This window comes from Clostridiales bacterium (genome assembly GCA_030016385.1).
In the GTDB taxonomy this organism is placed as follows: domain Bacteria; phylum Bacillota; class Clostridia; order Clostridiales; family Oxobacteraceae; genus JASEJN01.
Genome location: JASEJN010000012.1, coordinates 1 through 12744, shown reverse-complemented (window position 1 = coordinate 12744; position 12744 = coordinate 1). Strand labels below are relative to the sequence as shown.

Here is a 12744-nt window from a genome sequence, read left to right as displayed (position 1 = left end):
GGAATTGTTCTCTGCAATAGAAAAGAGAGCCATTCCATTGGATAGCTTAAAATTGAGGTATATATAAATGAAAGACATGGACATAAGTAAAACTGTGTTTGGCAATGGTTTAACGTTGATAACGGTTTGCAGGGAAAGCGATATTTTCTCCATAGGAGTAGGCATAAAGGCAGGCTCTTTGCTGGAAGACGAAAATAACAACGGCATTTCACATCTGGTTGAACATATGCTCTTTAAAGGTACTTCAAAGAGAGACATGGCAGCATTGAATTCTGATATTGAAAAACTCACCGGGGATATCGACATATACACGACATACCACCAGACGGTACTTAATGCCAGTGTAATGAAAAACCGCGCCGAGCAGATCATCGAGATAATTTCGGATATGCTTATGAATTCGGCATTTCCCCGAAGGGAATTCAATCTTGAAAAAAAAGTTATATCCGAAGAGATAAAAATGGAGAAGGATGACTGCGAGAATGCTGCATATTCGGGATTATACAAAACGGTGTTTAAGGAAAACTGGTATAAATACAACATAACAGGCACAAGAAAAACATTAATGCATCTAAAGAGGGATGCTGCGAAAAAGTTTTACAAAGAGAACTATGTCCCGGGCAATGTATGCATATGCACGGCAAGCTCATTTCCCCATGAACAAATGGCGGCAATGGTCTATAAATACTTTGGGGGGTGGCATGGAGAAAAAACAAAACAGATTGTGAGCATTCCACGCGATTTTAGCAATCGAAAAGTTTTGAGACATAAGAAAGGTATAACGCAGTCCCATATTGTATATGGATTCGATATAAACAGTTTGGATAAAAAAGAGAGGATCGCTCTTGCACTTTTAAATAAAAAATTTGGTTCAGGCCCTAACTCGGTCCTTTTCAGAGAGCTCAGGGATTTAAAAGGGTATGCTTATAATGTATACAGCGATATAGATTTTATCCCTGAGATACGGATGCTTTACATATATGCGGCTGTATCCTGTGAAAATTTAAAAAACTCCTTAAATATTATAGACAGCATCGTAGATAGATTTTCAGCCGGGAACATATATTTGAACGAAGGAAATCTCAGGATGATAAAGGACATGTTTATCACTGAAATTGAGATCGCCATGGAATCATCCGAGCAGATGATAGATTACCTGCTCGAGGGTCAATTGAATTATAACAATCCCAAAGAATATGAAAAGGATCTGTCGATAATGGAGGATGTCCATATTGAAGATTTAAAGAATACGGCAAAACAGGTTTTGCAAAAACCTGTAATATATATTCTAAACCGAAGTTGATATTACGGGTTAAAAGAAGTCAATAAGGAGTAAGAAAAATTGAAGCAGAAAAGAGAAATAAGCAGGGGAGAAAAAATTGAAGTTTGGTTGGACGCCGACGGCAGTTCAGAACGGTATTTAAGCAAAGTGGAAGATGTGCTCGATGAAAATACAATCATAATTACAAGGCCCGTAGCGCCAGGAAAGTTTACTTATTTGTCTCTGGATCAGGTTGTAAAGATTATATATTTTAGAAATGAAGAGGCGTATTATTTTGATGGCAAAGTGATAGACAGGATTAAGTATAAAAACAGCATTTCCATAAAAATATATGCCGTCTCAAAAATAAAAAAGCTGCAGCGAAGAGATTACTTCAGGCTTGGCATAACGGTACCTTTAAAGATAAGCTATAGTGTGGATGGTACGGACATCAAGAAGGAGACATATACGATAGACATAAGCGGCGGTGGGCTGAAGATAGGATGCGACAGCAGGTTCGATAAAGGTACGGGTCTGGAAATTCAGATAGAAATTCCCAACTTGAATGATAAAAAGTTGAAGGGCAGAGTGATAAGGTGCCGTCCGTCCCTTAAAAATAATAAAGTTTATGAGATAGGTATCGAATTTCAGGATTTAAAACCGAATATAAGGCAGGTATTGATAAAATACATATTTGCAAAACAAATAGAACTGATACGAAAAGGCATTATATATTGAACCGATTGATAAAAATATCCCTCATTTAAATTATATATGAGGGATATTTTTATTTTCTTCGATTCTTAATTTAAGATTATGTTATTTTGAACACTCATTCGCCAGATTCAAGTTTTATTTTGCTTTTTGTTGATATTTAGTATTTTTAATGTTATAATGACTATAAAGTCATATGACTGCACAGTCACATTCTGACAGAAGGATTGAGAGGTGGGGGTGTGCCGAAAGTTACTTTTTTTAATCTCGATGTGCGAAAGCAGGAAAAAGTTGTAAGGTCTGCAATAAGCGAATTCGTAAAGAACGGATTTGAAAAGGGAAACATGGAAAGCATCGCAAAAACGGCAGGTGTTGCAAAGGGCAGCATGTATCAGTATTTTGACAATAAAAAAGAACTCTTTCTATATTCCGTACAATGGGCTGCGGAATTGATAGTGAAAAAATATGAGAATTTTCTTGCCAGGGACAGCGATGTCAATATATTTGATTATTTTTATAATAATATAAATGATATATTGTTCTGGTTAAAAGATGAAAGGGAAATTATCATTTTTTTCGAAGATATATATGTGGGAAAATATGCAAACCTTACGGGTGAATCCGTTCAATCTATAATGAACATTACTGATGGATATGTTATCAGGCTGATTCATGAAGGCAAAGAGAAAGGTTATATAAGAAATGATATAGACGATGAGACGCTCTGTATATTTTTGACAGCTGCTTCATTCAGGTTTAAGCAATATATCATGAATAATGAGAGAAAAAAAGGAAAAGATATTTTAGACAAAGATATGAAATCAACCGAAAAGGGTATTAGGACTCTGATTGAACTTATGAAAAATGGAATGGCAGCCAGATAAAAATATTTATTAGATTTGATTGGCAGTTGGCGATTCGCCAGTGATAAATTGTGATGCTTTGAATAATATAGTGGATATTGTTTGAGGCAGGATGCATATTCCTGAAATTTGAATCTCATAGGTTTATAATCATAATAAGTAATATATAAACCTATCCGCAAATATAATATTATAAAATTCATGGGGAGGGGAATTATTAATGAAATCAGTTAAACAGTTGATAAGTTCAACATTAGTAAATGAAGCTTGCGGTTATCTGGATAAGGATCCAATGGCAAATTTTCCTAAATTACTCAATTGGGCAAAGAAGATTGTCACAAAGGAACAACACAAAAAAGATATTGAAATGTTTCGAAATATCGTAAATGATCCGAACAATAACTGGAATAAATTAATTCAGAGGTATTTTAAAGAATTAAATAAAAATACGCAGAAAAAATTTCTTATAAACTTCATGGTCAATGCGGGTATGGTTGGGAACCCGATAATTGATAAAAATAAGGCAAAATATAATATAAATATACCATGGGCCATATTAATGGACCCTACATCCTCCTGCAACCTTAAATGTACAGGATGCTGGGCTGCCGAATACAGCAAAACTTCTTCAATGGATTTCGAGACTCTGGACCGTATCATAAGACAGGGAAAAGAGCTTGGAATATATATGTATATATATTCAGGCGGAGAGCCTCTCATGCGCAAGAAGGATCTTTTAGAGCTTGCAAGGATTCATAACGACTGCATGTTCTTATCTTTCACTAATGCAACTTTGATAGACGAGGAATTCGCAGAGGAAGTTGAAAAGGTTGGAAACATGGGTTTTGCCATAAGCGTGGAAGGTTTCGAAAAGGAAACCGATATGAGGCGTGGAAAAGGAACATACCAAAAAGTCATGAAAGCAATGGATATTCTGCAGAAACACGGCATAATCTTCGGATTTTCGACTTGTTATCACAGTAAGAATACAGAAGTCGTGGGTTCTTATGAATATATCGATTTAATGGTCAAAAAGGGATGCAAATTCGGTTGGTACTTTACTTATATTCCAATAGGCAAGGATGCTGTGACGGATCTTATTGCAACTCCGGAACAGCGTGAGTTTATGTACCATCGTGTAAGGGAAATCAGAGAGACCAGACCGATATTTGCAATGGATTTCTGGAATGACGGTGAATATGTAAAAGGTTGTATCGCAGGAGGAAAAAATTATCTTCATATAAATGCAAACGGAGATGTGGAGCCCTGCGCGTTTATACATTATTCAAATGTGAACATAAAAGACGTAAGCTTGCTTGACGCCTTGAAGTCGCCTTTGTTCTTGGAGTATAAAAAGCATCAGCCTTTTAATACTAATCATTTAAGGCCATGCCCGATGTTTGATAATCCTGAGATTATAAGGCAAATGGTCCATGATTCCGGAGCACATTCAACTCAGCTTGTCGATGAGGAATCGGTGGATGATCTCGTGGAGAAGACGATGCCTGCGGCTAAAAGGTGGAAACCTACGGCGGATAAGCTCTGGGAGAAGACATTAAAGGAAAAAGAAGAAAAGGAAAAGAAGGATAAAGAAGAACAGCCTGCATAAGGCTGTTTTTCTTTATCCTGCACCTAAAGTTAACAGACACTAAGGACTTCCTGCTAATTGCTCTTTCCATAATATTCTTCAAATAACCTTTATATACCTTGTGGCGGTGGCTGATGTTTCAAAAAATATAGGTTCATATTGCATGAAAATTTTTCGAATATTTTGTTGAAACAAGCATCTATAATTATATATAATAAAGATAACGGTTTATAATACAGAGGGAAAAGAATTCAAGCCAGGGTAAAAATATCGATGCTGTATTATAAAGCTATAAGACAAAACTATAGGAGGATTTGCAATGAGTGGTTTTTTCAGGATAGATGGCCCGTTTTATAAATTTGGAATGATCGTATATTACTTGATGGTAACGAATTTTTTATGGGTCATATTCAGCATTCCGTTATTTACGATAGGTGCATCGACAACCGCATTGTTTTATGTGATGGGCAAAGTCGTAAGAGATGAGGATATAAGCACGTTCAAGGACTACTGGAAAAGTTTCAAAATGAACTTTAAGCAGGGTACTTTTATATGGCTGATAATGGTTGCTGTATTTTTTGTGCTGTATGTGAACATAAGAAATGTGAGCTTAATGGGTAATATGGCAAAGTTTATTTATCCAATGCAGATTGCCGTTTTGATCGAGCTTTTAATAATATCCGTGTATGTATTTCCACTGCTTTCAAGATATAATATGACCATCCGCAATATATTTAAAATGTCGTTCTTTTTAGGGAACAAGCATATTTTCAGTACGATAACCTGCGTCGCATCGCTGGTCGCAATATACTATTTATTTTCCAAGGTGCCGGGGTTATTCATATTGATATTTGTAAGCTCGTATGCTCTCGTTTCATATTATATAATAAACCGCGTATTCCAGAAATATTTTCCGGATAAAAAGAAGGAAGAGCTGGAGGAATAAGGACGAACGGCGGTTAAAATTTTAATGGTAAAGAGTTGTTAATTGCCCATTTCTATGCATGATAATTCATTAATTTCAAATACTATGGTTAGCTAAAATTTATATTCAGTAAAAATAACATCACAGGAGGAATTATCATGCCAGATAAAATGAAAACAATGGACGGAAATGGCGCTGCAGCGTATGTTTCATATGCCTTGACGGACGTTTCGGTCATATACCCCATAACACCTTCGTCTCCCATGGCTGAAGAAGTAGACGAATGGGCTTCAAAGGGCAGAAAAAATATTTTTGGACAGCCCGTAAAAGTTGTTGAGATGCAGTCCGAAGCAGGTGCTGCAGGCGCAATGCACGGCTCCCTTGCCGCAGGTGCACTTACGACTACATTCACAGCTTCACAGGGCCTTTTGCTTATGATACCTAATATTTATAAAATGGTCGGAGAGCTGCTTCCCGGAGTTTTAAACGTAAGCGCACGTGCCATTGCCACCCATGCACTTTCGATATTCGGAGACCATCAGGATGTCATGGCATGCAGGCAGACGGGAGCGCCTATGCTCGTTTCGTCAAGCGTACAGGAGGTTATGGATTTAGAGACAGTTGTACATTTGTCGGCAATTAAAGCCAGGTTGCCTTTCATACATTTCTTTGATGGCTTCAGGACATCCCACGAATATCAGAAGATAGAAGTAATCGACTATGAAGATATCAAAAAGCTTGTTGATTTTGATGCAATAAGGGATTTCAGGGAAAGGGCTTTAAATCCAGAACACCCGATGGTCAGGGGAACGGCCCAGAATCCTGATGTATATTTCCAGGGAAGAGAGGCTCAAAATCCATTTTTTGAGAGGACTCCCGATATTGTCAATGATTACATGAAGGAGATAAAAAGGATTACGGGCAGGGAGTATCATCCTTTCAATTATTATGGTTCCAATGATGCGGAGTATGTAATTGTTGCAATGGGTTCGGTCTGCGAGACCATAGAAGAGACGGTGGATTACCTCACAAAGAAAGGCGAGAAGGTCGGATGTGTAATTGTGCATTTATACAGGCCTTTCTCACAAAAATATTTTATGGATGTATTGCCAAGGACCGTTAAAAAAATAGCCGTACTTGACAGGACCAAGGAGCCAGGGGCATCGGGCGAACCTTTATACCTCGATGTGGTGGAAACTCTGTATAATAGCGGTATGAAGCCTGTGATAGTCGGCGGAAGGTATGGCCTGGGTTCAAAGGATACAAGACCGTCGCATATAATATCTGTGTTTGACAATTTAAAACAGGTGTACCCTAAAAATGGATTTACAATCGGTATAAATGATGATATATCGAAAACATCTTTAAAAGAAGGGGAAATGATAGATACCGCGCCTCAGGGGACTATAAGCTGCAAATTCTGGGGGCTCGGCTCGGACGGAACTGTCGGGGCCAATAAATCGGCGATAAAAATCATCGGAGACAAAACAAATTTATATGCTCAGGGATATTTCTCATATGACAGCAAAAAATCGGGAGGAACGACGGTCTCTCACTTGAGGTTTGGCAAAAATCCCATAAGGTCCTCTTATCTTGTCCATAATGCGGATTATATAGCATGCCATAACAAATCTTTCATATACAATTACGACATATTGAAGGGTCTTAAAAAGAACGGGAAATTTGTGCTCAATTGTCCGTGGAAGGCAGAAGAGCTTGACGGCAAACTGCCTGCATCGATAAAAAGATATATTGCGCTTAACAATATAGACTTCTATATTATAGACGCGATAGGTATTGCGGGGCAGATCGGCCTCGGCAACAGAATAAACATGATAATGCAGGCGGCTTTCTTTAAACTTGCCAATATAATACCTGTTGACGATGCGGTAAAATATCTTAAGGAATCCATTGAGGAGCTTTACGGAAGAAAGGGAGAGAAAATCGTCAACATGAATAAAATGGCCGTTGACCAGGGCTTGAATGCCTTGGTAAAGGTTAATGTGCCATACACATGGACCAAGGCGGAAAGCAAGGTTAATGTACCGGAGGATGAACCTGAGTTTGTCCGGAAGATACAGAAACCTATGGCAAAAATGGAGGGAGACGATCTTCCCGTCGGCGCATTTAAGGGTATGGAGGATGGAAGATTTCCCCTCGGAACAGCAGCATATGAAAAGCGCGGAATTGCCATCATGATCCCCGAATGGCAGATCGATAAGTGCATACAGTGCAACCAGTGTTCGTATATATGCCCTCATGCCACCATAAGGCCATTCCTGATGGATGAAGAAGAAATGAAAAATGCTCCTGCAACATTTTTAGCAAAAAATGCCACGGGCAAGGGGCTTGAAAGTCTTGCGTTCAGGATACAGGTGAGCCCTTTAGACTGCACAGGCTGCGGAAATTGCGCCGATATATGTCCTGCGCCGGGTAAAGCCTTGATAATGAGACCGGCGGAGCAGCAGATCGAAGCGCAGGCTGAAAATTGGGAATATGCCGTAACCGTGAAATCCAAGGAGGATTTGATGGACAGAAATACTTTAAAGGGCAGCCAGTTTGTAAAACCATTATTTGAGTTTAACGGTGCTTGCCCGGGATGCGGCGAAACTCCATATGTAAGGCTTTTGACGCAGCTTTTTGGAGAACGTATGATGATTGCAAACGCCACCGGATGCTCATCTATATACAGCGCAAGTGCCCCTTCGATACCTTACACCGTGAATGCCCAGGGGAAGGGGCCGGCATGGGGGAATTCGCTATTTGAAGACAATGCCGAATACGGGTATGGTATGTTTCTCGGCGTAAGGCAGATGAGGGAGAGGCTGGCAGATCTCATGAGAGAAGGGATACAACAGGCGTCGTTTAATGACATGATAAAGGATGCATTCAGGGAATGGCTGTCCGGAATGGATGATGCCGCATTATCAAAATCGGCTGCACAGAAGATCTTGGATGCATTGAAAGGACACAATTATTCGGGAAATAAGATTATCAAGGAAATACTTGAAAAAAAACAATATCTTATTAAAAAATCACAGTGGATGCTCGGCGGGGACGGCTGGGCGTATGATATAGGTTATGGCGGACTGGACCATGTTATGGCATCGGGCGACGATGTGAATATACTTGTGATGGATACGGAAGTTTATTCCAATACAGGCGGCCAATCATCAAAGGCTACGCCGACAGCCGCAGTAGCGAAATTTGCATCGGCGGGAAAGAAGTCCAAGAAAAAGGATTTAGGGCTTATGGCGATGAGCTATGGCTATGTATATGTCGCTCAGATAGCCATTGGCGCCAATATGGCCCAGACCATAAGGGCGATTTCGGAAGCTGAAGGGTATCATGGGCCATCGCTTATAATTGCTTATTCTCCATGCATAAACCACGGCATAAGAAGCGGCATGGGAACAAGCATAATGGAAGAGAAAAAGGCTGTGGAAACAGGATACTGGCAGCTTTACAGATATAACCCGGAGCTAAAGAGGGAAGGCAAAAATCCGTTTATACTCGACTCGAAAGAACCAAAAGCTCCTTTTAGAGATTTCTTAAACGGCGAGGTAAGATATACATCTCTCATGAAACTGTTCCCCGACAGGGCGGAAGAGATGTATAATCTTGCAGAGAATAATGCAAAGGAAAGATATGAAAAATACAAGGAACTTTCAGAACGGAAGTAAGAGACAATATAAACTATCGAGAATTGAATAGATAGCTTTTTTAAAACAAAAAGCCTGAGAATGAATTCATCATTTTCCGGCTTTTTTGCTATCGCCTACTTTTCGTTTGAATCTACGTGATCTTTAGCGTCCCTTACGCTCGATTCACTCGGCATGGAAACATTTGTGACGGGTTTTACTTTTTCTATATCAGCCCATGCTGCTGTTTCGTGCTTTTCTACAGGCTTCGAAATGTTGCGTTTGGATTTTTTTTTAGCCATGATCTTCACCATCCTATCCGGTAACATTTATATTATCAATAAATATTATTATCATACTTTAAAAAACTATGTGTTGTAGAGGCGAATTTTACCTGCTCTCCAATTCGCAATTTGAAATCAGGCATAAATAGGATTATGTTATTTTGAGCGACGAATGAGTGTTCAAAATAACATAGAGCTCATATTACGAATCGAATTTTACCTGTTTTTATATATTGCTTTTTATCATGATTTTGTATAAAATATTTATATAAATAATTTGTACTTTTCGTAAATATGCTTGATTATCGGAAAAGTTTTATGGGGCGTTAACTCAGCTGGCAGAGTGTCATCTTGACGTGGTGAAAGTCACAGGTTCGAGTCCTGTACGCCCCACCATTTGTTTTTATAGCACTAAATGTGGGGACGTAGCTCAGTTTGGGAGAGCACCACAATGGCATTGTGGGGGTCGAGAGTTCGAGCCTCTTCGTCTCCACCACATTTGAATGTGCCGTAAATTCAGCGGACTTCACAGTAATGCCCTTGTAAATAAGGCATCCTAAGCTCAAAGCTGACGTAAGCCTTTATAGTAATATATCCAATTTTGTTGGAAAATAAGAAAATTTTAAGAAGTCTATAATCTGGAATTCTAATATTGCTCCTTGCTCTGTGGCTGAATAATATCAGCACAGAATAAGGGGTTGTTTTTTATGGTACGAATTAAAGGATCATGCTATTTTAATGCAGAGAAATAGTGAAGATAAAATTTATCCGACTGCGAATAAGCACCCGATGCATTGGCAGTGTACAACAGTTTAAGAAAAGAATAAATACTTCGTAAGCACTTCTTAAGATTTTGATAAGCTGAAATTCCAATACCGCCTGTCTGATTTCGATAAGATGGAATTATCGAATCGGACAGGTTTTTATATTACTGAAAGGGGGTCCTGAATATGAGAAGAAAAAGAATTACTCAATTGTTTCCATTCTTACTGCCGGTCCGCAGGGCACAAAGAAAAATAATCTTCTATGCCAAGATGTACTTTGACCAAAATCGCTATGCGAAAACAAAGGATTCGAAGATTCTGCCTTTTTGCATATATGAAGCCAAATCAATGCTTTTAAATGAAAACACAGGTTTTGACATGAAATATCAGGAAAACAAGGTGTTTAATTTACGCCTTGCCGCAGAGCCTGTAAACGGCATATTGATCCGCCCTGGTGAAACATTTTCATTCTGGCAGCTCGTGAGATATGCCGAGAAAGATGAACGGTACAAGGACGGTCTGTGTGTGGTGAATGGCGAATTGGTCACGGTTCCGGGAGGCGGTTTGTGTCATCTCAGCAATTTGCTATTCTGGCTGTTCCTGCATACCCCCCTCACTATTGTAGAACGGCATCCTCATCAGATTAAGGATTTTCCTTCCCCTGATGAGGATGAGCCGGATGGTGTAGACGCTACAGTCAACGAAGGGTGGCTGGATCTAAAGGTCAAAAACAACACTGGTTTTACCTTCCAAGTTGAAATATCCATCGATGGAGATTATGTTTATGGCCGTATTTTTGTGGATAAGGCTGTAGGACAACGTTACGAGGTTATTAATCGTGACAAAAGTTTTTTCAAAAAAGGAGGTAAAACCTTTGAACAGGTTTCTGTCTGTCAGCAAAAGGTAGACATTAAATCTGAACAAGTTATCTCAGAAAATATTCTTTATACAGATGTATGTGAAATTGGGTATTTGATTCCGGAAGAGACTCTATCGCAGAAGAAAAGGGGTGAACGTATGAAAAGAAAAAGAGTTGCCGTTTTATTCGGCGGATGTTCTACAGAGTATGAGGTTTCTCTCCAATCCGCCTATTCTGTAATAACAAACCTAAATCCAAATAAGTATGAAACCATATTGATTGGAATCACTCGGCAGGGAACCTGGTTGAGATATTATGGCTCACTTGAAAAAATTCAGAATGACACGTGGATGGATAGCAACGATTGCGTTCCGGCAATCATTTCACCTGATCGGAATATTCACGGGCTGCTCGAATTTCGTGATAATAAAGTGACTGCAGCCCTTCCGCGTAAAATAGACACGGTTTCGTGATAATATCTCTTGATTTCATATGATTTCAATACGGTTGATATTATTTGATATTATGTAAAAATTTAACATGGCATAATTGCATTAACCAGACTATATTCAAAACTACTTTTGATATAGTTCAAAACAGTTTTATGCAGCTTCTTTTGCAGATAGTAATAGCATATGCTTGTACTTCTTTGGCGGAAGCCAACCGCATCCAGAATGTCTTCTCTGGCGATTATAATATACTTCTATGTACTCAAATATAACTTGCTTTGCCTCTGCTCTTGTTTTAAAATGATAAAAGTTAGTGCATTCACATTTCATGTTGCTAAAGAAATTTTCAGCTACTGCATTGTCATATGGATTCCCTTTACGACTCATGCTAGGGATGATCCCATTGCTTTTGAGTAATGACTGATAATCATTTGAGCAATATTGACTTCCTCGGTCTGAATGGTATATTAATCCTGGCCCCGGATTTTCAAGTTTTATTGCCATTTCCATTGCTTTTATTGCTAATTCTTTGGTTATATGGTCGCTCATTGCATAACCAACAATATCTTTGGTGCATAAATCCTTTACTATGGCTGTGTATAGCCAGCCTTCTTCAGTCCAATTATATGTAATATCCCCAACCCATACTGTATTTGGGGTTTTAATATCAAAATTCTGGTTTAATAAATTAGGAGCTATAGGTAAATCATGTTTAGAATTTGTTGTTTGCTTCCATTTTGGCTTGCGCTTTGACCTGATTCCATTTTCTTTCATAATACGGTAAACCGTACCCCTGCAGCATTGTATTTTTTCTAATACATCATGCCACAATGAATCAAGGCCAGCCATTGCATCCTTTTTATGAGCTTTTTCAAGTATTTCAAGAATGCGCTTATTTTTGATATTACGATTGGATTCTGGCCTTTTGACCCAGCTGTAATACCCACTCCGAGATACATTTAATATCTCGCACATTTTCTCAACAGAACACTCGGAACTATTAGCCTCTATGCATTCGTATTTTTCATTAACAGGCACTTTTTCTGTATCTATACAAAAATGGCGATTGATTTTTTTAGGACGTCTACCGTATCCTTTAGATCATCATTTTCATTTTTTAGCTTCCTAATTTCTTGCTCTAGTTCCTTGATCCTTGAATCTTCATTGTCAGCAGGCTCTTTAGCTGCATTTAGCCACCTTCTTAATGCTGGCTCAGATACATCTAAACTCCTGGCAACTTCACTTATTTTTCTACCCTTTTCGGTTATCATTTTAACGGCACTTGCTTTAAATTCTTCATCGTATCTCTTTTGCTTATTACTTCCCATTTTCTGTCCCCCTCCATGATTTTATTATATAATCACGAAGCTGTGTCCGTCAAAGTTGGTATACCTCA

General features: G+C 38.7%; 10 protein-coding genes, 2 tRNA genes and 1 pseudogene. 10 read left to right on the top strand and 3 right to left on the bottom strand.

From position 1 onward, the window contains the following. The first annotated feature begins 67 nt into the window (after window positions 1-67). From QME45_04535 to nifJ, 6 genes are all read left to right on the top strand, one after another. Complete coding sequence (locus QME45_04535; GenBank protein ID MDI6617929.1) at window positions 68-1303, top strand: pitrilysin family protein; 1236 nt, start codon at window positions 68-70, stop codon at window positions 1301-1303. A gap of 39 nt (window positions 1304-1342) precedes the next feature. Then, on the top strand, window positions 1343-1999 hold the full coding sequence (locus QME45_04530) for a PilZ domain-containing protein (protein ID MDI6617928.1): 657 nt from the start codon (window positions 1343-1345) through the stop codon (window positions 1997-1999). A 218-nt stretch (window positions 2000-2217) separates the two neighbouring features. After that, a complete protein-coding gene (locus QME45_04525) occupies window positions 2218-2859 on the top strand; it encodes a TetR/AcrR family transcriptional regulator (GenBank protein ID MDI6617927.1) in 642 nt (213 codons plus the stop codon). A gap of 199 nt (window positions 2860-3058) precedes the next feature. Next, complete coding sequence (locus tag QME45_04520; GenBank protein ID MDI6617926.1) at window positions 3059-4447, top strand: radical SAM protein; 1389 nt, start codon at window positions 3059-3061, stop codon at window positions 4445-4447. Between the two features lie 298 nt (window positions 4448-4745). Further along, the gene (locus QME45_04515) at window positions 4746-5372 is read left to right on the top strand and encodes a DUF624 domain-containing protein (protein MDI6617925.1); all 627 of its coding nucleotides are present in this window, start codon (window positions 4746-4748) and stop codon (window positions 5370-5372) included. Window positions 5373-5509: 137 nt separating this feature from the next. After that, the gene (gene nifJ / locus QME45_04510) at window positions 5510-9034 is read left to right on the top strand and encodes a pyruvate:ferredoxin (flavodoxin) oxidoreductase (GenBank protein MDI6617924.1); all 3525 of its coding nucleotides are present in this window, start codon (window positions 5510-5512) and stop codon (window positions 9032-9034) included. A 95-nt stretch (window positions 9035-9129) separates the two neighbouring features. On the opposite strand, the gene QME45_04505 is transcribed toward nifJ, so the two are convergent. Then, window positions 9130-9294 (bottom strand): DUF3787 domain-containing protein, encoded by a 165-nt coding sequence (locus QME45_04505; protein ID MDI6617923.1) that lies wholly within the window; start codon window positions 9292-9294, stop codon window positions 9130-9132. Between the two features lie 302 nt (window positions 9295-9596). Here QME45_04505 and QME45_04500 point away from each other — a divergent pair. The 4 genes and pseudogenes from QME45_04500 to QME45_04485 all read left to right on the top strand — a co-directional run bounded on the left by QME45_04500 (window position 9597) and on the right by QME45_04485 (window position 11372). Then, window positions 9597-9672, top strand: a tRNA-Val gene (locus tag QME45_04500). Window positions 9673-9695: 23 nt separating this feature from the next. After that, a tRNA-Ala gene (locus QME45_04495) sits at window positions 9696-9772 on the top strand. A 454-nt stretch (window positions 9773-10226) separates the two neighbouring features. Further along, window positions 10227-11051, top strand: a pseudogene (vanW, locus tag QME45_04490) (glycopeptide resistance accessory protein VanW). A gap of 6 nt (window positions 11052-11057) precedes the next feature. Continuing rightward, window positions 11058-11372, top strand: a complete 315-nt coding sequence (locus QME45_04485; protein ID MDI6617922.1) for a hypothetical protein — start codon at window positions 11058-11060, stop codon at window positions 11370-11372. 129 nt (window positions 11373-11501) lie between these two features. Here QME45_04485 and QME45_04480 read toward each other — a convergent pair whose 3' ends face one another. Together QME45_04480 and QME45_04475 are read right to left on the bottom strand one after the other, a co-directional pair. Next, window positions 11502-12386 (bottom strand): IS3 family transposase, encoded by an 885-nt coding sequence (locus tag QME45_04480; GenBank protein MDI6617921.1) that lies wholly within the window; start codon window positions 12384-12386, stop codon window positions 11502-11504. Between the two features lie 11 nt (window positions 12387-12397). Then, a complete protein-coding gene (locus QME45_04475) occupies window positions 12398-12676 on the bottom strand; it encodes a transposase (GenBank protein ID MDI6617920.1) in 279 nt (92 codons plus the stop codon). Between the last annotated feature and the right edge of the window lie 68 nt (window positions 12677-12744).

Coding starts and splice junctions, on each gene's coding strand:
- QME45_04535 (MDI6617929.1), top strand. CDS start 68: ATGAAAGACATGGACATAAGTAAAACTGTGTTTGGCAATGGTTTAACG.
- QME45_04475 (MDI6617920.1), bottom strand. CDS start 12,676: ATGGGAAGTAATAAGCAAAAGAGATACGATGAAGAATTTAAAGCAAGT.
- QME45_04520 (MDI6617926.1), top strand. CDS start 3,059: ATGAAATCAGTTAAACAGTTGATAAGTTCAACATTAGTAAATGAAGCT.
- QME45_04515 (MDI6617925.1), top strand. CDS start 4,746: ATGAGTGGTTTTTTCAGGATAGATGGCCCGTTTTATAAATTTGGAATG.
- QME45_04485 (MDI6617922.1), top strand. CDS start 11,058: ATGAAAAGAAAAAGAGTTGCCGTTTTATTCGGCGGATGTTCTACAGAG.
- QME45_04505 (MDI6617923.1), bottom strand. CDS start 9,294: ATGGCTAAAAAAAAATCCAAACGCAACATTTCGAAGCCTGTAGAAAAG.
- nifJ (MDI6617924.1), top strand. CDS start 5,510: ATGCCAGATAAAATGAAAACAATGGACGGAAATGGCGCTGCAGCGTAT.